Consider the following 22,976-nt stretch of genomic DNA (forward strand, 5'->3'; position numbering starts at 1 on the left):
AGGGGGATGTATGGCTCTATTTAGTAAAAAAGATAAATATATACGAATTAATCCCAATCGTTCACTTAGAGAAAAGCCCCAAGCCAAGCCTGAGGTTCCAGACGAACTCTTCTCAAAATGTCCAGGTTGTAAACATACCATTTACCAAAAGGATTTGGGGAGTGACCGTATTTGTCCTCACTGTGGCTATACCTTCCGTATTTCAGCTCAAGAGCGTCTTGCTTTAACCATTGACATGGGAAGCTTCCTAGAGATGTTTACAGGAATTGAGACACAAGATCCATTGGAATTTCCAGGCTACCAGAAAAAATTAGCCTCTATGCGTGAAAAAACAGGTCTTGATGAGGCTGTTGTTACAGGAACTGCTTTGATTAAGGGCGAAAAAGTCGCTCTTGGAATCATGGATTCTAACTTTATCATGGCGTCTATGGGAACAGTAGTTGGTGAAAAAATCACTCGTTTGTTTGAATACGCGACAGCTGAAAAATTACCAGTCGTTTTGTTTACAGCATCTGGTGGAGCACGTATGCAAGAAGGAATCATGAGTTTGATGCAGATGGCTAAAATCTCTGCAGCAGTCAAACGTCATTCCAATGCAGGTCTCTTTTACCTAACAATCCTTACTGATCCAACAACTGGTGGTGTTACAGCTTCCTTTGCTATGGAAGGGGATATTATCTTGGCAGAACCTCAAAGTTTAGTAGGATTTGCTGGACGTCGTGTCATTGAAAATACCGTAAGGGAAGATTTGCCAGAGGATTTCCAGAAGGCAGAGTTTTTGTTAGAACATGGATTTGTGGATGCGATTGTTAAACGGAGAGAATTGCCAGATATGATTGCTCGATTAGTAAGGTTACATAAGGGGGATTGTTGATGAATATTGCAAAAATCGTCAGAGAAGCACGTGAACAAACCCGCTTAACTGCCTTGGACTTCGCAATAGGAATATTTGATGACTTTGTAGAGCTACATGGTGATCGCTCTTTCCGAGATGATGGTGCTGTTATTGGTGGTATCGGTTGGTTGGGAAACCAAGCAGTAACTGTTGTTGGAATTCAAAAAGGTAAAAGCTTACAGGATAATCTTAACCGTAACTTTGGACAACCTCATCCTGAAGGTTATCGAAAAGCCCTTCGCTTGATGAAGCAGGCTGAAAAATTTGGCCGTCCTGTTGTAACCTTTATCAACACGGCTGGTGCCTATCCTGGTGTCGGAGCAGAGGAGCGTGGTCAAGGTGAAGCTATTGCTCGTAACCTTATGGAGATGAGCGATCTTAAGGTGCCAATTATTGCCATTATTATCGGTGAAGGTGGCTCAGGAGGGGCTTTAGCTCTTGCAGTAGCTGACCGTGTTTGGATGTTAGAAAACTCGATCTATGCAGTTCTCAGTCCTGAAGGCTTTGCGTCTATTCTTTGGAAGGATGGCAGTCGTGCTATGGAAGCTGCTGAGTTGATGAAAATTACTTCTTTCGAATTGCTAGATATGAAAATTGTTGATAAGGTCATCTCTGAGGTAGGTCTATCAAGTAAAGATCTAATCAAGCAAGTCAAAGAACAACTCCGAGCAGAACTTGATGAACTTGGTAAACTGCCACTAGAGCAGCTCATTGAGGAACGTTACCAACGCTTTAGAAAATACTAAAAAGTAAGCTAGGACTAAGATATAGTTCTAGCTTTTTGGATTCTATAAAATACACTTCAGGATGAAAAATTGACTCTTATAAAAATATCTGTTAATATAACAAGGGATGCGTGTGCTATAAAAATAAGTCAACAAACATTTTTGGGAGTGAGTATGAAAAAACTAGGGCATTTGGGAATCTATACATTACTGGTATTCCTATCAATTTATCTACTAGATTTCAGTAGTCTTTATCTGGCTAAGATGTTTGTCTGGGGTATGGATGGCTATTCTATTATTGTAGCAGTAGAGCAACTAGCTCTTTTAGGGCTATTTATCTATTGGCTTAAAAAGAAAAAAATGCTCTATATTTTTGAGAAAAGGGGCTCGAAAAAATCCAGATTCTTTTACCTTGTAGTTAGTCTAGTGGCTACTTATTTTGTCCGTCAGTTGTTAAGTGCTTTTTACTTACAGTTTAGTCGCTTCATTAATAACAACTATATCTTTGAAGACCTTCTTTCGGTCCTATCCTTCAGTGAGCAATCTACTATTTTAACGACTTGCTTCTCTTTTATCTCAGTTGTCATTTTGGGGCCTATATTGGAAGAGATTGTTCATAGGGGATATTTTATGAACACCTTCTTTCCCCAGTCCAAATACTACTTGGATGTCATCTTATCAGCTCTTATATTTGGGCTCAGTCATTTGGTATTGTCCCATCGCGACCCCATCAGTTTGATGATTTATTGTTTTTTCGGTCTTTTCTTTGCTTTAGTCTACCGTTGGACAAAGAATTTAAAAATCACCATCCTGTGCCATAGTTTTATTAACTTGCTCATTCATGCAGATTTCATCTGGTTGTTGCTTTCTAATTTAATCTATAATCGTTTTTTTAGATAGCATTTGAGGAGACAAATAAAAAGTGTTTGATAGATATCAAACACTTTTTATATTTAATTTTCTTCAGTTACAAATTGACTGAGTAGTCCGTTAATGAAACGGGCTGATTTTTGATCTGAAAAGCTTTTTGCAAGCTCAATAGCTTCATTCACAGCTACAAGTTGAGGAGTATCAAAGGAAGTGATTTCGAAAACTCCTAAACGCAATAAATTCTTTTCAACTAAGGTTAAACGTTCAATCGTCCAACCAGACTTTAAATGCTGAGTGATTTGTTTGTCTAGTTCCTCTTTTTGAGCTTGAACACCAGATACAAGATCGATTAGGAAGCTAGGGAGTTTTACCTCGTCGTCTTCTCGATCATGAGTATAAGCGAAGCGACAAGCAGTTTCAATATCAGAACCATATTCAAGACTCATCAGTGCTTGGAAGGCACATTTTCGTAGTTCGCGTCTAGATTCTAATAATGGACTAGTCATTGAGGAAGTCCTCATCAAATAAATCTGTTAATGCTGGTTTTGGTGTTTTATCTGGCGCAATACCAGCAACGTGAATATTCACAGCATTGAGTTCTACATCAGCCATATTACGAACGGCATCTTTTACAGCTTTTTGAATAGCCATTGCAACCTTAGGAACCTTGACACCATACTCAAGATAGAGATAGATATCAGCTATTAGTTCTTCTTCAGACTCTTTTAGATAGACACCACGGCCGAGTGAAAGTTTTGAAAGGGTGTCAGATACTGATTTGTTTGAAAAAGAGTGGACACCATCAACTTTAGCTGTAGCGATTGCAATGATTTTTTCAAGTACACGTGGGGCGATAACGATTTCGCCTAATTGTTCTTCAATTCCCATAGAATGACCTCTTTCTAGAGATTAGGCACGAGAAACGTAAGTTCCTTCTGCAGTGTTGATAACGAGTTTTTGTCCTGCTTCGATGAAGTCTGGAACGTTCACGACAAGACCAGTTTCCATTGTAGCTGGTTTACCAGAACCGGTAACAGTTGCACCTTTAATAGATGGTTGAGTTTCAGCAACTGTCAATTCAACAGTTGTAGGTACTGTTACACCGATTACTTCAGTTCCGTAAAATTGAATTTTAACTTCAGAATTTTCAAGGATATAAAGCAACTCATTTTCAACATTTACAACAGGAATTTCGTATTGGTCGTAAGTTTCAGTGTTCATGAAATAAGCTGTATCGTCCATTTTGTACAAGTATTGTGCTGGCACAGTTTCGATAATCGCTTGTTCAAATTTTTCCTCTGGACGGTAGCTAGTTTCAAATGTTGAACCAGTACGGACATCACGCAATTTCATACGCATGATAGTGTTTCCTTTACCTGGTTTGTGGTGGCTAGCTTCCAAAACGCGGATCAATTTTCCGTCAGCTGTTTCAAAGGTCATACCAGCCTTTAATTTACTTGCTTCGATCATGTTTTTACCTCTTTAATAAAATAATTTACTCTTTATTGTATCATAAATCGCAAGATTTCTCAAATATCAGGGAAGTGAGATTAGTTGACAGGAACGATGTTTCCTTCTTCATCTTTGGTTACTAATACATACTTGCCATCAACCTCGATGTAAAAGTTCTTACTTGTGGCTTGTCCATTGTTTTGAACCGGAGCTTGATTCTGAGCTTGTTGGCTGAGTTGGCCACCGAGTGTTTGACCGAGGTTCATTCCCATAAACATGTTCATACCATTGCCATTACCTTCATTATTAGCTGCAGCAATAAGGGCTTCGTTACGAGCACGACGTTCTTCAATTTCGATGGTATTGTATTTCATAGCAACGAGTTCGCTATCAAGTTTACGAACAATTTCTAGACTTTCTTGGTCGTAACTGAGATCTTCAAGCAAGATATTGGTTACTTCGATACCATAAAGTCCTGTCCAAACCTTGTTAACTTCTTGTTTAGCTACTTCATTGAAAGTGTCTTGGTTAGCATTTAGGCTATAGATATCAACTCCGTTTTCATTGGTATACTTAGCGATAGCAATTGCGATTTTTGGAGAGATATTTTGTCGAAGTGTTCCTTGAGCAATATCTTGGAGTGTAAATGGTTTGTGATCTTCAATTTGTTGACTGATAGAGCTAACATAGAAAAGAACTGGATCCGCGACCTTGATATCAAACAATCCGTAAAAACGAATGTTGAGCAATTGTTGGTAACGTTCACTGAAATACTCTACAGCATTTTGGGTACCAAATTTATTCCCTGCAATTGGTTGCATACGGATAAAGATGATTTCTTGTCGAGTAATAACTTGTCCACCAAAAGAGAAGCGGTTTTTGAAGTTTTCCCAAGTACCCTTGATTCCACCTTTTTCAAGGAGCCAAGCGTTATCACCTGCACGCCATTCATGGCTTCCAGCTTCAAGTACATCCCCTAGGAAGGTACCGTTATTGACAAGAACAGCAACATATCCTTGAGGGACAATAACAACAGAACCGTCTGTTAAAAGACCAGTATTTTGGTTGCTTTGTCTTGAACTACCGTCAGGATCTTTTGTAAGCAATAGTCCCTTGATGGCCATGACGTCTGAAGAGACGTGGTCTGGAAGTACAACGGCTTCCTTGAATTTGCTATCATTAAAACTATTTAGCCCAGCTGAAAGGGCAGCACGGATAAATCCCATAATTTCCTCCTAATTATAAAGTTCGTCTTCATCCACAACATCGTAGGTATCGAGTACCCATTGGTTAGGACTACGGGTGATATCAGATCCGCAATAGTCACATTTGCTGATAGCTGATATTTTCAGTGGCGCGCCACAGTTTGGACAGCGGTCGCTAACGGCTTCATCTTGGACAGAGCTTTCAGTTTGACTGCCATGTTTACGGATGAAGTTCATTTGATAAACTGTAAATAGATCTTTTTGAGGGTCTCCCTCAATAACCTTACGAGTCTTGTCGTCTATGACATAGTCTCTCAAGGTAGATGATAAGATAACGACTAAAGTATCATTTCCATCTGGATTACTATTGAAATCTTTAATTCGAACATTTTCAACGTAAACGCGTTCCAAAACATTCGTTGTTTGAGATTGGATATAGTCTTCCAGTTGAGCACTGTGTTGAGTATAGAGACTAACACTTTCAAGAGAACGCACCAAGTTCCAATCCTTTTTAGTCCAAGCAGCCTGCAACTGGATATAAACTTCTTTAGCCCATGAAGTGAAAGCAGAGGCATCAAAGTTTGGATCATAGTATCTAAGTCGATCAATGGCTTGGCTATTATTTTCAACTCGACGATGGATAGTTGGTTGTGGTTGGTAGTTAGTCGAACTTCCATAAGATTTACCAGATGATGAATTCTGGTCATTCAGATATTTGATAAGCATGAAGAGTATGAAACCTCCGACACCAAACATAATCAGAATGTTCATGCCAGTGCTTAAAGAATCCCCCAAATTCGAGTAACTACCGCCAGAACGATAGCTGCTTCTGGAAGAAGAACTACCACTTGAACGACCTCGGCTAGAGCTACTACTTCGAGAACTGCTACTACTTCGTGAGCTACTGCGACTAGAGCTACCACTTCGAGAATGGCCGACACCTGCATCGATGGATTGTAGGGGTGTCACAAAGAGAAGAAGCAAGCAAGCAGCGATAAGAGTATATAACTTTTTCATATGTCTCCTAACTATGTGAGTACAAAAATAGTTTTTGCTAAATTTTATGTCTATAAGGAGTTTTATAGTTTTATAGTTTTATTTTCAATAAACCACCCTATAATCCAACCCAACACGAGTAAATAATTCTCGATAGCACCAATCGCATTAACAGGAGAATGATATTCAATAAAATTTAGCAAATGATTTGTTCCTATTCCGATACCACCAATAATGAGGGCAAGAAGGGCAATTCTCAGGTAAAACCAATCGTACTTAATATTAACGGCAAGAATAATAATTAAGACGGCTAGATTCCAAATTCCAATTTCTCTTTGCCATCCTGCAGAAATTCCGTAACCAGAATGCTCTCCCATATATGATGGGAAAAAGATTTGTAGAATGGAAGCACCCAACATTGCGACAATAACTAAGATAAATAGTACTCGTAAAAATTTGTTCATTTATTCTCCTTATTCTATTTTTAGTAGAAAAGGCTATTAACGAAAGTATATTTACTCGTTCTCTTTCAACTTAGCCAATTCTTGGGCAAGTAGTTTAAGAGCTACTTGTGGGTTGGCTTGGCCTTTGGTTGCTTTCATGAGGAATCCTGTGAAGGCCTTGTCAGCGTTACGTTTGCCTGACTTGAAGTCGGCAACAGCGGCTTCGTTATCGGCAAAAACTTGATGGATAATTGGAATCAAGATATCTGGGTCTGAAATTTGAACTAAACCGGCTTTTTCAACGTATTCACGAGCACCTCCACCATTTTTAGCAAGGTGGACAAAGACTTTCTTGGCAATCTTAGATGAAATAGTGCCGTCTTCGATGATAGCGATCATTTCAACCAAGTTTTCTGGTGTCAACTCGATTTGTTCCAGTGTCTTACCTTCGGCGTTCAAGAATTGAGCGACTTCACCTTGGAGCCAGTTAGAGACTTGCTTAGCATCGCCACCAAGGGAAACTGCTTTCTCAAAGAAGTCAGAAGTGACTTTGTTGGCAGTCAACTGGCTAGCATCGTAGTCTGATAATCCGAGTTGAGAGACATAGCGTGCACGGCGCTCTTTTGGAAACTCTGGTAATTCCGTACGCATTTCTTCGATCCACTCATCAGAGATTTCAAAGAGGGGTAGGTCTGGTTCTGGGAAGTAGCGGTAGTCTGCAGCTCCTTCCTTAACACGCATGAGAATAGTAGCTTTATTAGCTTCGTCATAACGGCGCGTTTCTTGGCGGATTTGACCACCTGAGCGAAGGATTTCAGCCTGACGTTGGACTTCGTATTCAAGACCCTTACGCACGTTTGAGAAGGAATTGAGGTTTTTCAACTCAGTCTTGGTACCGAATTTCTCTTGACCATAAGGACGAAGCGAGATGTTGGCATCCACACGCATAGAACCTTCTTCCATCTTAACATCAGAAATGCCAGCGTATTGGATCACTTCCTTGAGGGCTGTTAGATAAGCATAAGCTTCTTCTGGTGAACGCATGTCTGCTTCAGATACGATTTCAATCAAAGGCACCCCTTGGCGGTTGAGGTCAACATAAGAGTAACCATCTGTACCATGAGTGTTTTTACCTGCATCTTCTTCTAGGTGAGCACGTTCGATACCGATTTTCTTAGTCGTACCGTCTTCTAGCTCCACTTCAATCCATCCATTGTAACCGATTGGTTCATCAAACTGAGAAATTTGGTAGGCTTTAGGATTATCAGGGTAGAAGTAGTTCTTGCGGTCAAAGTGCATCTTCTTATGGATGTCCATGTTAAGAGCGAGTGCAGCCTTGATACCAGCATCGACAACCCCTTTATTGAGAACTGGTAGTACACCTGGGAAAGACCAGTCAATCACGTTAGTGTTGGCATTTTGGTCGTTTCCAAAGTGGGCAGAAGTAGGTGAGAAGATTTTTGAATTGGTGTTAAGCTCTACGTGGACTTCAAGTCCAATGACTGTTTCAAAGTTCATTAGTTATCACCTCCAAAAATCACGGGTTGTTGTTTGTGGTAGTCTGTTGTCGCTTCAAAGGCAGCAGCAGCTTGGTAGATAGTTTCTTCTGAATACTTAGGACCAATCAATTGTAGTCCTACTGGTAGACCTTGAACAAATCCAGCAGGAAGCGAAATACCTGGTAGACCAGCCAAATTGACAGGAATTGTCAAGAGGTCAGCCAAGTACATAGCAACTGGATCGTGGTTGAGTGAATCCAAATCATAGGCAACGCTAGGAGCAGTTGGTCCCAAAATCAAGTCATAATCCGCAAAGACTTTTTCGAAATCTTGGATGATAAGGGTGCGAACTTGTCCAGCCTTCTTGTAGTAGGCATCATAGTAACCTGATGAAAGGCTGAAAGTACCTAGCATGATACGACGTTTAACTTCTTCACCGAAACCTTGACTGCGGCTGTTTACATAGATTTCATCAAGATTAGTCGCATCCTCTGCGCGGTAGCCGTAACGAATACCATCAAAACGTTGCAAGTTTGAGGAAGCTTCTGATGAAGCGATGATGTAGTAGACTGCCACACCGTATTTAGAGTGGGGAAGGCTAACTTCTTCGACGATAGCACCAAGTTTTTCAAAGTGCTTAGCGGCTTTGAGGATGGCTTCCTTAACCTCTGGGTCAATCCCTTCACCAAGATATTCTTTAGGCAAAGCAATTTTCATGCCCTTGATGTCTTGACCGATTTTTGAAGTAAAGTCAGCAATGCGGACTGGAGCAGAAGTAGAGTCTTTTGCATCTTGGCTAGCAATAGCATTGAGCAAGAGGGCATTTTCCTTAACAGTTGGTGCAAAAGGACCAATTTGGTCTAATGAGCTACCAAAGGCAATGAGACCGAAACGTGAAACTGTTCCGTAGGTTGGTTTGAGACCAACAATCCCGTTAAAGGCAGCAGGTTGGCGGATAGAACCACCAGTATCAGAACCAAGTGATAAACGGACTTGTCCAGAAGCTACAGCTACAGCAGAACCACTTGATGATCCACCAGGAACCTTGGTCTGGTCCCAAGCATTTTTAGTAGCACCGTAGTAAGAAGTCTCACCTGATCCCCCCATGGCAAACTCGTCCATGTTGGTTTTCCCAACAACGATCATGCCCTTAGCTTTTGCATTGGCAACAGCTGTCGCATCAAAGATAGGCTCGTAGTTATAGAGTATTTTTGAAGCTGCTGTTGTTAAGAGACCATCTGTAGAAATGTTATCCTTAACAGCTAGGGGAATCCCAGAAAGAACATTGTCAGCATCGATTCCAGCTTCATCAATAGCTTTAGCCTGAGCAAGAGCTTGATCTTCAGCGATTGTAACAAAAGAATTGAGGGCTTCCTCACGAGATTTGATATCTTCAAGCGTTGCTTGAGTTAGTTCAGTTGCTGAAATTTCCTTAGAGACAAGGAGATTGTGCAACTCTTCAATGGTTTTATTGTTAAAAGTCATTAGGCATCTCCTCCATCATCTAGGATAGCTGGCACCTTGATATAGTAGTTATCTTTTTCAGGTACATTTTTAAATAAGCGGTCACGGTCTGTTCCTTCTTCGGCCACATCAGGTCGGAGAACAGTTTTACGGTCAGCCATAGTTGTAGTTGGTGCGACACCAGTAGTGTCGACTTCACTGAGCAATTCGACCATATCAACAATTTTTGAGAGTGTTGTCGCAAACTCTGCAGTTTCTTCTTCTGAGAATTTTAATTTTGAAAGATTGGCAACGTGAGTTACCTCTTCTTGCGTAATTTTCATCGGAAATCCTTTCGTGAAATGATGATTCTTTATCTGTTCTATTTTACCATATTTTCCTATAAATAAGGCAAGCCAAGCTAAAAAGAAACAGAAATTGAAAAATACCTTTTATTTCGATATAATGGTTGAAATTAGAAGAAAGAATAACAGTCGTTTTTAGTTGGTAAAAAGGTTGTAGAATTGACTCAACTAGAACACTTTAAGGATGACATATGACGCTTTGGGAGTTGCTTTTTACCAGTAAAAAGACAGTTCCTCCTCATTTGGGAGCCTGGTACTTTTTATTACCTACTTCTTTGGTAATCATAGCTGTTTTATCGATTCGTTTCGCATCATCTAAAGGTTACAGAAACTTTTGGTATTGGGGACAATTGATTCAGTTGCTCATTATCAACGCTTGGTATATTGCTGCACGCCTGCCCCTATCTGAGGCTCTCCCTTTTTACCATAGTCGCATGGCTATGTGGATAATTCTTTTTGCCCCTAATAAGACCTTTTTTAAACAATATTTTGCCCTGGTTGGAGTTTTTGGTTCTATCATGGCCTTGGTTTATCCAGTCTTTTATCCTTTTCCTTTCCCTCATGTTTCGTCTGTGAACAATATTTTCGGACATTGGGCCCTCTTGGCTAACTGCTTGATTTATCTTGTTAGATATTATAAAGTTGAAAAAGGGGATACTTGGAAAATATGCCAGATGACTTTTGGAGTCAATGCCATTATCTTTCTTGCCAACCTCTTGACAGGAGGAAATTATGGCTTTATGAGTAAGCCCCCTGTGATTGGGGATCATGGCGCCTTGGTTAATTATTTGATAGTAACTAGTTTGATGACAGGTATTCTCATCCTCATCAATCAACTTGTTAAATACAAACATAAGAAAAGTTAATGTACAACTGAATTCGTTGCCTTAAGGAGATTTTATGCATCATTTTATTACAAGAACCCAAACAACACCGCCTCCCATTTCCATTTTTTGGTATGGAGTCATGATAGGCCTTCTTGCTTTGTCTATTTATGCTTCTCTTACTTTCTACAAAAATCCAAAATTTGTTCGATTGTTTAAGTGGATTCAAATAGCGCAACTGCTAGCTCTTTACACTTGGTATATTGGTTTTAGCATTCCATTTTCAAATAGCCTACCTCTTTACCATTGTCGTTTGGCCATGTTTGCGGTTGTTTTCTTACCAGATAAATGGAAAACCAAGCAGTATTTTGCCCTAATGGGAGCCAGTGGAGCAGTATTTGCCTTGGGCTATCCTGTTTTTGACCCCTATGATTTCCCGCATATTACTAGCTTTTCTTTCCTGATTGGCCATTATGCCCTCTTGGTCAATTCCCTGGTTTATCTCATGAATCACTACGATAAAAACCTACTTAAAAAGTATCGAATTATCGCCTACACTTTTGTTCTTAATCTTTTTCTAGTTGGGGTTAATCAAGTGACAGGTGGAAATTACGGACTCTTGAATACGACGCCGTTTATTCCAAATGCCCCTATATGGATAAAGTATCTTCTGGTTTCAATCATTCTATCTGCAGCCTTAGTGCTCTTTGATATCTTGTTTAAAAAACGTTGGCAAAAGAAAATTGCTCTAGAAAAAATTAAATTTTGAAGAGATTGTAACTAGCGATACAAAATAAATAATGAACAAAGAATCTGAAGAGCAGGTCTAGTATCTTGACCTGCTTTTTCTTGTGTAAGCAATTGAAAAACTCTCTAAAATCCGATATAATGGAGTGTTGAAAGGAATGTTAAGGTCCAATGTAATAAAGAGTGATTAGGAATTAAAATAATTAAAAAAATTAGAAAGATAGAGAACTTATGAACATTCAAGAAGAAATTAAGAAACGCCGTACCTTTGCCATTATCTCTCACCCGGATGCTGGTAAAACGACTATTACAGAGCAATTGCTCTACTTTGGGGGAGAGATTCGTGAGGCAGGTACTGTAAAAGGGAAGAAAACAGGAAACTTTGCCAAGTCTGACTGGATGGATATCGAGAAACAACGTGGGATTTCGGTCACTTCATCTGTTATGCAGTTTGACTATGATGGTAAGCGCGTAAATATCCTTGACACACCAGGGCACGAGGACTTCTCAGAAGATACCTATCGTACCTTGATGGCAGTGGATGCTGCGGTCATGGTAGTTGACTCTGCCAAGGGTATCGAGGCCCAAACTAAGAAATTGTTTGAGGTTGTTAAACACCGCGGGATTCCAGTCTTTACCTTTATGAACAAGCTGGACCGTGACGGTCGTGAGCCACTAGACCTTTTGCAAGAATTGGAAGAAGTCTTGGGCATCGCAAGTTACCCAATGAACTGGCCGATCGGGATGGGGAAAGCCTTTGAAGGACTTTATGACCTTTATAACCAACGTTTGGAACTTTATAAAGGGGACGAACGCTTTGCCAGTCTAGAAGATGGGGATAAACTCTTTGCTAGCAACCCATTCTACGAACAAGTGAAAGAGGATATCGAACTCTTGAATGAAGCAGGAAATGAATTCTCAGAGGAAGCCATTCTTGCTGGAGACTTGACACCAGTCTTCTTTGGCTCGGCCTTGACTAATTTTGGGGTGCAGACTTTCTTAGAAACCTTCCTCAAGTTTGCTCCAGAACCTCATGGGCACAAGAAAACAGACGGTGAACTTGTCGACCCTTATGATAAGGATTTCTCAGGTTTTGTCTTTAAAATCCAAGCAAACATGGACCCTCGTCACCGTGACCGTATCGCCTTTGTTCGAATCGTATCGGGTGAATTTGAGCGTGGGATGAATGTTAATCTTCCTCGTACTGGTAAGAGTGCTAAACTATCAAATGTTACCCAGTTTATGGCAGAAAGTCGTGAGAATGTGACCAATGCCGTAGCAGGAGATATCATCGGAGTTTATGATACAGGGACCTACCAGGTTGGAGATACGCTAACTGTTGGGAAGAACAAGTTTGAGTTTGAACCACTACCAACCTTCACGCCTGAGATTTTCATGAAAGTTTCGCCTAAGAACGTTATGAAACAAAAATCCTTCCACAAGGGAATGGAACAGTTAGTACAAGAAGGAGCCATCCAGCTTTATAAGAATTACCAAACAGGTGAGTATATGCTAGGTGCTGTTGGACAACTCCAGTTCGAAGTCTTTAAACACCGTATGGAAGGCGAGTATAACGCTGAAGTTGTCATGACTCCAATGGGTAAAAAGACAGTTCGTTGGATTAAACCAGAAGATTTAGATGAACGTATGTCTTCAAGCCGAAACATCTTGGCTAAAGACCGCTTTGACCAACCTGTCTTCCTCTTTGAAAACGACTTTGCCCTCCGCTGGTTTGCAGATAAGTATCCAGACGTTGAGCTAGAGGAGAAGATGTGATTCAGTAAGCCTACTTGATTGCAAGCAATCTAAGTAGACTACGGCAAGTCCTATTAGACTTGCCTAACTGCCTTACTAACTACGTTTGGCAAATATAATCGATTTGCCAAACTCCGTGTCGTAATCTAATAAACGGTAACTGCTATGGCAGTTTACTTAAACGCTTCACTAGGCAAAATCCACGAATGGTATTGATTCGTGGACTTTTTCGTCGTAATAGTTAGAAAGTAGTCTAGCTACCTGCCTCACTAACTTAGTTTGGAATCACTCAAAGAATAAACAAAAAGACTAGAAATTAGATAGATTTCTAGTCTTTTTATTAGTAGTGGAATCTTCATTTATTGAAAAGCATCTATACCAACAACCTTGATAAGAATTGTCAGAAGGATAAGCAATAGAATGCTGACTCCATTATTCACTAGGTGCAGTAAGATAGACATCTCTAGACGTTTGGTGCGATAAGCAGTCCAAGTTAGGACGGCAGACATCCAGCCATAGATCAAGAAAGAAGGAAGATTATTTGGTATATGGGCTATAGTGAAGAGAAACCAACCGAAAACATATCCAATTTTCTCGTATCCTTCGAAGAGTTTAGTAGGGATGATACCTCGACAGATAACTTCCTCACAAATAGGTGCCACTATTGCAACCACGAAAATGCTGGAAATTAGAGAGCTTTCTGACATGATGCTATTGATAGCCTCTTGATTCGAAGTAGTTGTTTGCTTCAGAAGTTGTAACCAAATCGCACCAATCAGATTTCCTGCGATAATGGCTACATAACTAAGAGCGATTCGAGGGGCGTCATTAATAGCAAAGAGTTTCGATTTTAGATTTAATAACTTACTTTTGTGAGCACCATATAAAAAGAGTGTAACAATAGCGGTAGAGACAAGCCCCACTATTAGAGATGACCAGATAGATCCAAGTTGCGTTTTTTGAAGTAGCATTAAAGTCACGATAGGAACTTGCGATAGGGCCATTGCCACAAGAAAGATTCCTAGCCAAATCAATCGTTTACGATAATCTTTAAAAAAATTCATTCATATATCTCCTAAAAAATTTATTTCATTATAGCATACTTTGGATAGGAATTCTATTAACTACCAGAACATGAGCGTAGATAAAACAAGTAAGATGTTTCGAATTAAATGACTATAGAAGGATAAATCTTGTCTTAAGGTTTTAGGAAATAAAAAGTTTAGAAAGCTGACTCCCAAAAGGATATAAAAACTGACAGAAAATATAGTTAAAGGATTGTGCAGAAAGAATAAACTAAGAAAGATAAGGGTTGTTAGCCTGCCTGTCTTTTTATGAGTTGGTAATTTTCTCCATTTGTTTAACGGCAGAAAGGTAGCAATATCAAGTCCGAAAAGGAAAAAGAAAGAGATGAGTAACAAGTCAACGATTTCCTTTTGTAGTAGAGTGTCAGTGCTTATGCTTTCAAATAAAATAAAACATACTCCAGCAACGTTAATGATAACCATGCTGCTATACAATAAAAAGAAGGATCGACTACGATTGTGTAGCTGACTATTCACATGATCATGTCCTGAAAGATAGTGGATAAATGTACAGATACCTGCTAAAAATAGTAAGAGAAGCAAAAAGTAAAAGCAGGATTGTTTGAGTGTTAAAGCAATACCAGGCCAAACTAAGCAACTACAGCAGCCTAAGTAGACCAAGGAAATCAATAAAAGAAGTTGGATTGATTTGTTCATTTTTTCCATATAAAACCCCTACGTTTTTTTAAAATTATAACTAAAATGATTCATGAAAAATCATCTTTTTCCCAAGTGTTATTTTTTGACTCTCAACTGTCTTTTAAAAATCTTATCAACAGAAAAAAACATCCCTCAAAAAATGAGGGATGTGCTTTTTGATAATAACATAGCTAGCGCTTAGACCAGGTTCGCTTCATAAAGAGTAATATGATTGGATAAATTTCAAGACGTCCTGCAATCATTGCAAAGGATAGGAGGAGTTTTGAAAATGGACTAAATATTGAAAAACTTGCAGTTGTTCCGAGAATTGGGCCGATATTGTTAAAGCAACTGAAAACGGCACTCGTAACAATCATTAAATTGTCAGCATCTAAACTGATAATGAACATTAAGCTGAGTAGAATCATGACGTAAACTACAAAGTACTTGAGAATCTTGTGCTGGGTATCCTTATCAATTACCGTTTGGTTAACATGGAGAGTTAAAACACGGTGAGGTGATATGGTAGACAAAAATTGATTTTTAGCAATTTTAGCTAGAATAACTCCACGCATCACTTTGAGACCACCAGCAGTAGATCCAGCAGAACCACCAATCGCCATCAGCATCAGTAGGATATACTGAGAAAATAAAGGCCAATTTGTAATGTTTCCGTAACCGAAACCAGTTGTAGTGATGATATTAGAGACTTGGAAGAAGGCCATCTCAAAACTTTGTGAAACGCCACTATAAAGGTGGAGTGTATTGAGAGTAATTAAGCCGGTAGAAACAACGACAATCAAGAGATAAGCACGAAGCTCCTCATCGAAAAAGAATTCCTTAACTCGACGAAGCATGAGATAGTAGTAGAGGTTGAAATTGACACCAAACATCAAGACCCCGACACTCGTCAGATAGGTAATGAGAGAACTATTATAGTGGGCGATTCCATCATTGTAAACCGTGAAACCACCAGTCCCAGCAGTTCCCATAGCGATGACAAAGCTATCGTAGAGTGGCATACCGGCAAGATAATAAATCACTACAAAGAGTGCGAACATTGCCAGATACAGGATGTAGAGGATTTGTGCTGTATTTTTTAGCTTAGACACCACCTTACCAAATACTGGTCCAGGAACCTCGGCCTTCATAACCTCTAAGTGGCTGTTTTTAGCATTGTCCATAATAGCTAGTGCAAAAACTAGCACCCCCATACCTCCGATGAGGTGGGTAAAGCTCCGCCAAAATAGAAGCGAACGACTTAGTACAGAAACGTCATTTAAGATAGTTGCTCCCGTAGTAGTGAAGCCGGAACTAGTTTCGAAGAAGGCATCGATAAAATTGGGGATTTGACCTGAAAAGACAAAGGGAAGGGAGCCAAAGAAAGACCAGAGGATCCAACATAGGGCAACAATTAAGACTCCTTCTTTGGCATAGATACGTTGTTTTTTAGGTTTACTGATGATTCCGAGTAGACCTAGGACAACAAGAATCCCGATGGTAGAGAAAAGAGCTGTAAAAACTTGACTAGATTCTCGATAGTAAAGAGCAATACCAACCGGAACTAAAAGTAGCCCAGCTTCAATCAAGAGTAGCTTTGCAAGAAGAAAGCGTACCATACTTCTATTCATAGCTTACCTCTCTAACAAATCATAAATCTTGGTGATATTTGAAAGCAAAGTGATAACCACTAGCTTATCACCGACCTGGAGGGTATCTTCTCCTGTTGGGAAGATCGTTTTCCCATTGCGGATAATAGCAGCAATCAAGACATCCTTTTTGAGCTTCAATTGAGTTAAAGGCTTGCCAGTCATTTTATTGGCTTCCTTGATTAGGAATTGAAGAGTTTCTACCTGTCCATTTGCTAGATGGTGCATAGCTTGAAGGTCAGAATATTGCGCATTTACACGACCATGGATAAAGTGCATGATGGTATCAACAGCGATTGTTTTAGGGGTGATGATACTTGAGAAATCCGTCGCGTGGATAATTTCCAAGAGACTAGTACGGTTAACTTTGGTAATGTTTTTTTGAACGCCAATACTATCCAAGAACATAGATGTAATGATGTTTTCCTCGTCGACTCCAGTCAGAGTGGCAACAGCATCGTAGTTCTGAGCACTTTCTTCTAAGAGGGTGTCCTTAGTTGTTCCATCACCTTGGACTATATAGAGTTTAGGGAATTTTTCGCTGAAAAAGGCAGCTCTTTCAGGATTGACCTCAATAACCTTGGTATCGATACGACTGTCTTTTAACATACCTAAGAGATAGTAAGCAATTTTCCCAGCTCCTATGATGAGTAAACTCTTAACAACTCTGGACTTAATATAGTTGTGGAAGAGCATCATATCGACACGATGTCCTGTCACAAAGATATGGTCTTTATCTTCTAAAATCATATCTCCACTAGGAATCATGAGTTTGTGGTCGCGTTCGATAGCACAGACAATAACATTACCAAACTTTTTACGGAAATCAGCAATAGACATCTGACAAATATTACTGAAATTTCGTACCTTGAATTCCATTAAGCTGACTAATCCACCTGCAAAACGCTCAACAGAAAGAGCATTGGGGAAGTCTATAATATTAGCGATAGCACGAGCTGCTAGGAGTTCAGGGTTTACAATGAGTGAAAATCCAAGAATATTTTTTTCTTTAAAGTAAGGGTTGGAATATTCAGGGTTGCGAACACGAACGATGGTTTCTTTGGCTCCCATTTTCTTGGCTAAAACAGCCGACACCATATTGACCTCGTCGTATTGAGTCATGGCAATGAAAATATCACAATCTTGAACATTGGCTGCTTCTAACATAGCAAAGTCAGCTCCGTTACCTGCGATTCCCATAATATCAAAACGGCTGGTCAAGTATTTTAGAACAGTTTCGTTCTGTTCAATTAAGACAACATCATGGTTGTCAGCAACCAGTGAACGACAGAGGGCAGAACCTACTTTTCCCCCTCCGACAAGAATAATCTTCATAGTTAGTTAACCTACTTTTTCAATATGTCTCTATCATACCTTTTTTTAGAAAAAAATGCACTCAACAACCGACTGTTTCCTTCTTTAATAAAGGGATTAGGGGAATTCGAATAAATATTTTGCTTTAAACATCATATGTTTATGAAAAAACTTGTTCCGAAAATTCTTAATCTATGTAAATTTTATGATATTGCTTACTGAAAGTTGAAATTTTAACTTTTGTAAATATGCTTGTAAAAAAAATGAAAAAATCAAGTCATTTCTATTGACAATCAGGCTGAAAGTGTTATACTAAAAAAGTAGTTTCGCTGATTTACTTCAAACCTGTTGTGAGGTAAGTTAACGATGCCTTAACCACGCTGTTTGCTGAGCTTGACTCCGGGCAGTGTGGCTATTTTTTTGCACTAGTGAGAGGAAGCAAGGCATGGCCAATCATATTGTATTGTTTGAACCACAAATTCCACAAAATACGGGAAATATTGCACGAACCTGTGCGGCGACGAATGCGCCCCTTCATATTATCAAACCGATGGGCTTTCCGATTGATGATCGTAAAATGAAGAGAGCCGGGCTAGACTATTGGGACAAACTTGAGATCTATTTTTATGATAGTTTAGATGAATTTATGAAAAAAATGGATGGTCAACTCTACTTGATTTCCAAGTTTGCAGAAAAGGTCTATTCAGATGCTGACTTCACGATAGAAGGAAACCATTATTTTCTTTTTGGGCGTGAAGATAAAGGTTTGCCTGAGGAATTTATGCGGGAACATCCGGAAAAAGCTCTCAGAATTCCTATGAATGATGAACATGTTCGTAGCCTCAATGTATCCAATACGGTATGTATGATTGTCTATGAGGCCCTTCGTCAACAGAATTTTGCGGGTCTCGAACTGGTTCATACTTACGAAACGGATAAGTTGAAATAAACACTGATAAGAGATAAAATGCTTGCGCTTGCAAGCTTTTTTTGTTATCATTAGAGGGTCTTCAGGGCTGGGTGAGATTCCCGACCGGCGGTGACTTTTACTCGGAAATGTTCTTTTCCTTTTATACTTTGTTGCCAAGCTTTGCCTAACCAAAAGTTATGCCTACAGCTTGTCGCCTAGTCTAAAAGAAAAATCTCCATTTCCTTACTCTAAAAGAAGTCCGTGAGCGCAAGCTGATGTGGTGAGATTCCACAACCGACAGTATAGTCTGGATGGGAGAAGACGAAAGGATAGCTTTGTCTATTCTGCTTCATTATAATAGAAATAAAACCAGTTTCTTTGTAAGCTTAGGTTGTTTTTTGAGATAGTTAAGAGAGTAGATAGAGAGAAACTTTCCAACTTCTTCTGATTTTATAGAAAATTGGAGGAACCTGTTATGACAAACACACGTCGACTTTCGACCATTGCAATTTTATCAGCACTTTCATTTGTGTTGATGTACTTTGACTTTCCGCTTCTACCGGCAGCAGCCTTTTTAAGGATTGAGTTCAGTATCTTACCAGTTCTTGTAGGTTTGGTAGTCTTGGATTTACCAGCTGCTTTAGGAGTACTATTCCTTCGGTCCTTGCTGAAAATCCTTCTGAACAACCAAGGAGTTAGTACCTATATTGGTTTGCCGATGAATATCGTAGCCTTAGGAGTCTTTGTTCTTGCTTTTGGTCTGATTTGGAAAAAAGAGCGTACAACCATGCGTTTTGTCCTAGCTTCATTAGCAGGGACGATTGGTCTTACTTTAGCCATGTTAGTTCTAAACTACGTTTATGCTGTACCTTTGTACGCAAAATTTGCTAACTTCGATATAGAGAACATTCTAGGACTTAGTAATTACTTGTTGGCAATGGTCTTACCATTTAATTTGATTGAAGGAGTCATCTTTGCCATCTCATTCTGGTTATTATTTGTCCTCTTGAAACCAACTTTGAAATACTATGAAAGATAAACAAACATATTTAACAAAGGGCTCTTTTGCCCTTTTACTATTTGTAATTCTGGGTTATGTCGTTAAGTTTTATCCAGAACAATTGATACCATTTGATTCGTCTATCCAGACAGCAATCCGTGGAGATTTACCAGCTATATTGACAACTATCTTTCGAGGGATTACTCGTCTGATTGACTTACCAATCGTTATTTCTTGGGCAATTCTATTGACTGTTATTTTTTATCTGAAAAAGTGGAAGTCAGAAAGCCTTTTAGTAGCTGGCAATCTTAGTTTGGCTGGAATTTTAATTGTGTCCTTAAAATACATCTATCAACGTCCCCGACCTGAAATTTTACACTTGGTCGAAGAAGAGGGCTTTTCTTTCCCTAGTGGTCACTCGCTAGCAGTAACCCTCCTAATCGGTTCTCTAATTATCATTGTGGGACAGAGAGTGAAAGATAGGACTGTAAAGCTCATTCTCCAGATTTTACTGGGAATCTATCTAGTAAGTGTAATCATTTCCAGAGTCTATCTGGGAGTTCATTACCCATCAGATGTTCTTGCCAGTCTCTGTCTGGGTCTTGGAATTCTATTCATTGAATTTCCATTTTATGACAAACTTCGCTTTCAATGGCGCTTTACAGGCAAACAAAAGTAGATATTAACTCTTCTTGAGGAGAAAAAATGGAAGTCAAGATAAAAAATCTTCATCCAACTCAACTATACTTATCAGAAAAGAAGTTGCAAGATATCCAGATGCTTTATCAGTCGGCTGAAATCATCAATATGGATCCAATCAGTGTTCTTGCATTTGGAGATCGCTTGCTGATTACAGATGGGCATCACAGAGCTTACCAAGCTTTGTTAGCAGGTCGGGATACGATTTTTGCTGAGTGGGATAAAGATGGTGGTGATGAACTATATCATCTCTATGCACAAGCTTGTGAGGAAAGAAAGATTTACTCTGTTCTGGATTTAAAAAATCATATCTTAGCCCAAGATGAGTATGAAGCAAAATGGTACAACTGGTGTGATGGTTTTAATCAAGCAGTGACTCTCTTATTGAAAAGGAAGTTAAAGTGAAACAAATCATTCAAGTAGAGAGTTCTTTACGCCTGGTTTCTTATTTTTTAGCAGATCATCGTGATGTAGATTTGACTTAGTATTAGGAAGCGGACTTGGTTGAACACTTGTAGATGGAGTCAGAAGCTCCAATAATGTATAAAATTTGAATGCCATTTATTCCAATTATCGCTCAAAACAGAGCGGTTTTTTGTTTGTAGTTCAGAACTCTTTCACGAAAGAAATAATAGCCAAATTCAGTAATAAAATTTCTCTAAAAATAGGATTTTTCTCTTGCATTTGAAATAGATTAGTGTATAATAGTAGGGTATGTGTAAAACATACTTGTGGGAGGTAAAAATCTCTAAATTACCGCCAAAACCACAAAGGAGGATTTAAAAATGGCTAAAAAAGTCGAAAAACTTGTAAAATTGCAAATCCCTGCTGGTAAAGCTACACCAGCTCCACCGGTTGGACCTGCTCTTGGTCAAGCTGGTATCAACATCATGGGATTCACAAAAGAGTTCAACGCTCGTACAGCTGATCAAGCTGGTATGATCATTCCAGTTGTTATCTCAGTATACGAAGATAAATCATTTACTTTCGTTACTAAAACACCACCAGCTGCTGTTCTTTTGAAAAAAGCTGCAGGTGTTGAAAAAGGATCAGGTACACCTAACAAAACTAAAGTTGCTACAGTTACTCGTGCACAAGTACAAGAAATTGCAGAAACTAAGATGCCAGATTTGAACGCTGCAAACATTGAGTCTGCAATGCGTATGATCGAAGGTACTGCTCGTTCTATGGGATTCACTGTTGTTGACTAATCAATAACTTCCCTATATAACCCGCAAGACTTCATCATTTCGAGAAGTGACGTGGGAGATGAAAATCGATTGAACCACTTACAAGGAGAATAGAAAATGGCTAAAAAAAGCAAACAACTTCGTGCTGCTCTTGAGAAAATCGACAGCACAAAAGCATACAGCGTAGAAGAAGCTGTAGCTCTTGCAAAAGAAACTAACTTTGCAAAATTTGACGCAACTGTAGAAGTTGCATACAACTTGAACATCGACGTGAAAAAAGCTGACCAACAAATCCGTGGAGCAATGGTATTGCCAAACGGTACTGGTAAAACAGCTCGCGTTCTTGTATTTGCACGTGGTGCAAAAGCTGAAGAAGCTAAAGCTGCTGGTGCAGACTTCGTTGGTGAAGACGACCTTGTTGCTAAAATCAACGATGGTTGGTTGGACTTCGATGTAGTTATCGCTACACCTGACATGATGGCTCTTGTTGGACGTCTTGGACGTGTCCTTGGACCACGTAACTTGATGCCAAACCCTAAAACTGGTACTGTAACAATGGATGTTGCTAAAGCAGTTGAAGAGTCTAAAGGTGGTAAAATCACTTACCGTGCTGACCGTGCAGGTATCGTACAAGCTATCATCGGTAAAGTTTCATTTGAAGCTGACAAGTTAGTTGAAAACTTCAAAGCATTCAACGAAACAATCCAAAAAGCTAAACCAGCTACTGCTAAAGGAACTTACGTAACAAGCTTGACAATCACAACTACTCAAGGTGTTGGTATCAAGGTTGACGTTAACTCACTTTAATTAGTAGTTTATACAGAGAGAACGAGTACGAAAGTGCTCGTTTTTTTTGGGTACGATGGTCATGTCGTTCATCTGGATTTGTAATACTCTTCAAAACCACGTTAGCTTTGTCTTGCCGTACTCAAGTACAGTATCCACCTAACATCCTAGTTTGCTCTTTGATTTCCATTGAGTATTATTTGTGGGTACCATTTACTAGTGAACCTGTTAGCGAATCTCAAGTCTGACGCTTAAAATAAGAATCGGCAGAGAAAGAGATAGAGAAATCTTGGCTATACGAATAGGCACGTGATAGTAAAGCGTATATAGCGGATAAGAAGGCCAGCAACTCTAAAGTACAAATATGTAGTCGTAACCTATATGAGTAAACTACGTGAGTAATTGAATTCGAACTAGAGAGGTGATTAATAGATTTATGCTATAGTCATGGCAGCTTGTACGCTTTTGATTCTAGTTTATCAAAT

General features: G+C 39.3%; 24 protein-coding genes and 1 riboswitch. Of the genes, 12 read left to right on the forward strand and 12 right to left on the reverse strand.

The window, feature by feature from the left end:
• The first annotated feature begins 10 nt into the window (after nt 1–10).
• From accD to AB8E63_RS00795, 3 genes are all read left to right on the forward strand, one after another.
• Complete coding sequence (gene accD / locus AB8E63_RS00785; protein WP_004251892.1) at nt 11–874, forward strand: acetyl-CoA carboxylase, carboxyltransferase subunit beta; 864 nt, start codon at nt 11–13, stop codon at nt 872–874.
• The gene (locus tag AB8E63_RS00790) at nt 874–1,641 is read left to right on the forward strand and encodes an acetyl-CoA carboxylase carboxyl transferase subunit alpha (protein WP_368909513.1); all 768 of its coding nucleotides are present in this window, start codon (nt 874–876) and stop codon (nt 1,639–1,641) included. The genes accD and AB8E63_RS00790 overlap by 1 nt, the downstream gene beginning before the upstream one ends.
• A gap of 153 nt (nt 1,642–1,794) precedes the next feature.
• The gene (locus AB8E63_RS00795) at nt 1,795–2,520 is read left to right on the forward strand and encodes a lysostaphin resistance A-like protein (protein WP_368909515.1); all 726 of its coding nucleotides are present in this window, start codon (nt 1,795–1,797) and stop codon (nt 2,518–2,520) included.
• Nucleotides 2,521–2,573: 53 nt separating this feature from the next.
• Here the strand turns inward: AB8E63_RS00795 and nusB are convergent, their stop codons facing one another.
• The 9 genes from nusB to gatC all read right to left on the reverse strand — a co-directional run bounded on the left by nusB (nt 2,574) and on the right by gatC (nt 9,872).
• Nucleotides 2,574–2,996 (reverse strand): transcription antitermination factor NusB, encoded by a 423-nt coding sequence (nusB, locus tag AB8E63_RS00800; protein ID WP_004251901.1) that lies wholly within the window; start codon nt 2,994–2,996, stop codon nt 2,574–2,576.
• Nucleotides 2,989–3,378, reverse strand: a complete 390-nt coding sequence (locus tag AB8E63_RS00805) for an Asp23/Gls24 family envelope stress response protein (RefSeq protein WP_036756919.1) — start codon at nt 3,376–3,378, stop codon at nt 2,989–2,991. The genes nusB and AB8E63_RS00805 overlap by 8 nt, the downstream gene beginning before the upstream one ends.
• A 21-nt stretch (nt 3,379–3,399) precedes the next feature.
• Nucleotides 3,400–3,960 (reverse strand): elongation factor P, encoded by a 561-nt coding sequence (gene efp / locus AB8E63_RS00810; RefSeq protein WP_004251910.1) that lies wholly within the window; start codon nt 3,958–3,960, stop codon nt 3,400–3,402.
• 80 nt (nt 3,961–4,040) lie between these two features.
• Nucleotides 4,041–5,168 carry an SPFH domain-containing protein gene (locus tag AB8E63_RS00815; RefSeq protein ID WP_368909516.1) on the reverse strand — a complete coding sequence of 376 codons (1,128 nt, stop codon included), beginning with the start codon at nt 5,166–5,168 and terminating at the stop codon, nt 4,041–4,043.
• Nucleotides 5,169–5,177: 9 nt separating this feature from the next.
• Nucleotides 5,178–6,164: a zinc-ribbon domain-containing transport protein gene (locus AB8E63_RS00820; RefSeq protein ID WP_368909517.1), complete on the reverse strand. Its 987-nt coding sequence runs from the start codon at nt 6,162–6,164 to the stop codon at nt 5,178–5,180.
• A 62-nt stretch (nt 6,165–6,226) separates the two neighbouring features.
• Nucleotides 6,227–6,607 carry a hypothetical protein gene (locus AB8E63_RS00825; RefSeq protein ID WP_075566421.1) on the reverse strand — a complete coding sequence of 127 codons (381 nt, stop codon included), beginning with the start codon at nt 6,605–6,607 and terminating at the stop codon, nt 6,227–6,229.
• A 51-nt stretch (nt 6,608–6,658) separates the two neighbouring features.
• Nucleotides 6,659–8,104 carry an Asp-tRNA(Asn)/Glu-tRNA(Gln) amidotransferase subunit GatB gene (gatB, locus tag AB8E63_RS00830; protein WP_225750686.1) on the reverse strand — a complete coding sequence of 482 codons (1,446 nt, stop codon included), beginning with the start codon at nt 8,102–8,104 and terminating at the stop codon, nt 6,659–6,661.
• Nucleotides 8,104–9,570, reverse strand: a complete 1,467-nt coding sequence (gene gatA / locus AB8E63_RS00835) for an Asp-tRNA(Asn)/Glu-tRNA(Gln) amidotransferase subunit GatA (protein ID WP_368909518.1) — start codon at nt 9,568–9,570, stop codon at nt 8,104–8,106. Before gatA ends, gatB begins: the two co-directional genes overlap by 1 nt.
• Nucleotides 9,570–9,872 carry an Asp-tRNA(Asn)/Glu-tRNA(Gln) amidotransferase subunit GatC gene (gene gatC / locus AB8E63_RS00840; protein WP_006147946.1) on the reverse strand — a complete coding sequence of 101 codons (303 nt, stop codon included), beginning with the start codon at nt 9,870–9,872 and terminating at the stop codon, nt 9,570–9,572. Before gatC ends, gatA begins: the two co-directional genes overlap by 1 nt.
• Nucleotides 9,873–10,084: 212 nt before the next feature.
• Here gatC and AB8E63_RS00845 point away from each other — a divergent pair, with 212 nt between their 5' ends.
• The 3 genes from AB8E63_RS00845 to AB8E63_RS00855 all read left to right on the forward strand — a co-directional run bounded on the left by AB8E63_RS00845 (nt 10,085) and on the right by AB8E63_RS00855 (nt 13,240).
• Nucleotides 10,085–10,759, forward strand: a complete 675-nt coding sequence (locus AB8E63_RS00845; RefSeq protein WP_368909519.1) for a TIGR02206 family membrane protein — start codon at nt 10,085–10,087, stop codon at nt 10,757–10,759.
• A gap of 34 nt (nt 10,760–10,793) precedes the next feature.
• Complete coding sequence (locus tag AB8E63_RS00850; protein ID WP_368909520.1) at nt 10,794–11,486, forward strand: TIGR02206 family membrane protein; 693 nt, start codon at nt 10,794–10,796, stop codon at nt 11,484–11,486.
• A 209-nt stretch (nt 11,487–11,695) separates the two neighbouring features.
• On the forward strand, nt 11,696–13,240 hold the full coding sequence (locus tag AB8E63_RS00855) for a peptide chain release factor 3 (RefSeq protein ID WP_368909521.1): 1,545 nt from the start codon (nt 11,696–11,698) through the stop codon (nt 13,238–13,240).
• Between the two features lie 338 nt (nt 13,241–13,578).
• On the opposite strand, the gene AB8E63_RS00860 is transcribed toward AB8E63_RS00855, so the two are convergent.
• The 3 genes from AB8E63_RS00860 to trkA all read right to left on the reverse strand — a co-directional run bounded on the left by AB8E63_RS00860 (nt 13,579) and on the right by trkA (nt 17,927).
• Nucleotides 13,579–14,283, reverse strand: a complete 705-nt coding sequence (locus AB8E63_RS00860; protein ID WP_368909522.1) for a lysostaphin resistance A-like protein — start codon at nt 14,281–14,283, stop codon at nt 13,579–13,581.
• Nucleotides 14,284–15,134: 851 nt separating this feature from the next.
• Nucleotides 15,135–16,574, reverse strand: a complete 1,440-nt coding sequence (locus AB8E63_RS00865) for a TrkH family potassium uptake protein (RefSeq protein WP_263393982.1) — start codon at nt 16,572–16,574, stop codon at nt 15,135–15,137.
• Between the two features lie 3 nt (nt 16,575–16,577).
• Nucleotides 16,578–17,927 (reverse strand): Trk system potassium transporter TrkA, encoded by a 1,350-nt coding sequence (gene trkA / locus AB8E63_RS00870; protein ID WP_368909523.1) that lies wholly within the window; start codon nt 17,925–17,927, stop codon nt 16,578–16,580.
• Nucleotides 17,928–18,351: 424 nt separating this feature from the next.
• Between trkA and AB8E63_RS00875 the strand changes: the two genes are divergently transcribed.
• From AB8E63_RS00875 to rplA, 6 genes are all read left to right on the forward strand, one after another.
• On the forward strand, nt 18,352–18,855 hold the full coding sequence (locus AB8E63_RS00875) for a tRNA (cytidine(34)-2'-O)-methyltransferase (protein WP_049494228.1): 504 nt from the start codon (nt 18,352–18,354) through the stop codon (nt 18,853–18,855).
• 53 nt (nt 18,856–18,908) lie between these two features.
• A riboswitch (FMN riboswitch) is annotated at nt 18,909–19,143 on the forward strand.
• 148 nt (nt 19,144–19,291) lie between these two features.
• Complete coding sequence (locus AB8E63_RS00880) at nt 19,292–19,855, forward strand: ECF transporter S component (RefSeq protein ID WP_006147956.1); 564 nt, start codon at nt 19,292–19,294, stop codon at nt 19,853–19,855.
• Nucleotides 19,845–20,495 carry a phosphatase PAP2 family protein gene (locus AB8E63_RS00885; RefSeq protein WP_006147957.1) on the forward strand — a complete coding sequence of 217 codons (651 nt, stop codon included), beginning with the start codon at nt 19,845–19,847 and terminating at the stop codon, nt 20,493–20,495. Before AB8E63_RS00880 ends, AB8E63_RS00885 begins: the two co-directional genes overlap by 11 nt.
• Nucleotides 20,496–20,521: 26 nt before the next feature.
• Nucleotides 20,522–20,920: a ParB-like protein gene (locus AB8E63_RS00890; RefSeq protein WP_368909524.1), complete on the forward strand. Its 399-nt coding sequence runs from the start codon at nt 20,522–20,524 to the stop codon at nt 20,918–20,920.
• A gap of 380 nt (nt 20,921–21,300) precedes the next feature.
• Nucleotides 21,301–21,726 (forward strand): 50S ribosomal protein L11, encoded by a 426-nt coding sequence (gene rplK / locus AB8E63_RS00895; protein ID WP_001085808.1) that lies wholly within the window; start codon nt 21,301–21,303, stop codon nt 21,724–21,726.
• A 96-nt stretch (nt 21,727–21,822) separates the two neighbouring features.
• Entirely contained in the window at nt 21,823–22,512 is a 690-nt protein-coding gene (rplA, locus tag AB8E63_RS00900; protein WP_001085672.1) for a 50S ribosomal protein L1, read from the forward strand.
• The last annotated feature ends 464 nt before the right edge of the window (nt 22,513–22,976 follow it).

This window comes from Streptococcus sp. oral taxon 061, from assembly GCF_964211575.1.
In the GTDB taxonomy this organism is placed as follows: Bacteria; Bacillota; Bacilli; order Lactobacillales; family Streptococcaceae; genus Streptococcus.

Bases quoted from the DNA above. Each gene is read 5' to 3' on its own strand.
- AB8E63_RS00820 (WP_368909517.1), bottom strand. From the start codon at position 6,164: ATGAAAAAGTTATATACTCTTATCGCTGCTTGCTTGCTTCTTCTCTTT.
- nusB (WP_004251901.1), bottom strand. From the start codon at position 2,996: ATGACTAGTCCATTATTAGAATCTAGACGCGAACTACGAAAATGTGCC.
- gatA (WP_368909518.1), bottom strand. From the start codon at position 9,570: ATGACTTTTAACAATAAAACCATTGAAGAGTTGCACAATCTCCTTGTC.
- AB8E63_RS00790 (WP_368909513.1), top strand. From the start codon at position 874: ATGAATATTGCAAAAATCGTCAGAGAAGCACGTGAACAAACCCGCTTA.
- AB8E63_RS00850 (WP_368909520.1), top strand. From the start codon at position 10,794: ATGCATCATTTTATTACAAGAACCCAAACAACACCGCCTCCCATTTCC.
- AB8E63_RS00860 (WP_368909522.1), bottom strand. From the start codon at position 14,283: ATGAATTTTTTTAAAGATTATCGTAAACGATTGATTTGGCTAGGAATC.
- AB8E63_RS00865 (WP_263393982.1), bottom strand. From the start codon at position 16,574: ATGAATAGAAGTATGGTACGCTTTCTTCTTGCAAAGCTACTCTTGATT.
- AB8E63_RS00845 (WP_368909519.1), top strand. From the start codon at position 10,085: ATGACGCTTTGGGAGTTGCTTTTTACCAGTAAAAAGACAGTTCCTCCT.
- AB8E63_RS00880 (WP_006147956.1), top strand. From the start codon at position 19,292: ATGACAAACACACGTCGACTTTCGACCATTGCAATTTTATCAGCACTT.
- accD (WP_004251892.1), top strand. From the start codon at position 11: ATGGCTCTATTTAGTAAAAAAGATAAATATATACGAATTAATCCCAAT.
- AB8E63_RS00885 (WP_006147957.1), top strand. From the start codon at position 19,845: ATGAAAGATAAACAAACATATTTAACAAAGGGCTCTTTTGCCCTTTTA.
- AB8E63_RS00795 (WP_368909515.1), top strand. From the start codon at position 1,795: ATGAAAAAACTAGGGCATTTGGGAATCTATACATTACTGGTATTCCTA.
- rplK (WP_001085808.1), top strand. From the start codon at position 21,301: ATGGCTAAAAAAGTCGAAAAACTTGTAAAATTGCAAATCCCTGCTGGT.
- AB8E63_RS00825 (WP_075566421.1), bottom strand. From the start codon at position 6,607: ATGAACAAATTTTTACGAGTACTATTTATCTTAGTTATTGTCGCAATG.
- AB8E63_RS00855 (WP_368909521.1), top strand. From the start codon at position 11,696: ATGAACATTCAAGAAGAAATTAAGAAACGCCGTACCTTTGCCATTATC.
- gatB (WP_225750686.1), bottom strand. From the start codon at position 8,104: ATGAACTTTGAAACAGTCATTGGACTTGAAGTCCACGTAGAGCTTAAC.
- AB8E63_RS00815 (WP_368909516.1), bottom strand. From the start codon at position 5,168: ATGGGATTTATCCGTGCTGCCCTTTCAGCTGGGCTAAATAGTTTTAAT.
- AB8E63_RS00805 (WP_036756919.1), bottom strand. From the start codon at position 3,378: ATGGGAATTGAAGAACAATTAGGCGAAATCGTTATCGCCCCACGTGTA.
- gatC (WP_006147946.1), bottom strand. From the start codon at position 9,872: ATGAAAATTACGCAAGAAGAGGTAACTCACGTTGCCAATCTTTCAAAA.
- AB8E63_RS00875 (WP_049494228.1), top strand. From the start codon at position 18,352: ATGGCCAATCATATTGTATTGTTTGAACCACAAATTCCACAAAATACG.
- AB8E63_RS00890 (WP_368909524.1), top strand. From the start codon at position 20,522: ATGGAAGTCAAGATAAAAAATCTTCATCCAACTCAACTATACTTATCA.
- rplA (WP_001085672.1), top strand. From the start codon at position 21,823: ATGGCTAAAAAAAGCAAACAACTTCGTGCTGCTCTTGAGAAAATCGAC.
- efp (WP_004251910.1), bottom strand. From the start codon at position 3,960: ATGATCGAAGCAAGTAAATTAAAGGCTGGTATGACCTTTGAAACAGCT.
- trkA (WP_368909523.1), bottom strand. From the start codon at position 17,927: ATGAAGATTATTCTTGTCGGAGGGGGAAAAGTAGGTTCTGCCCTCTGT.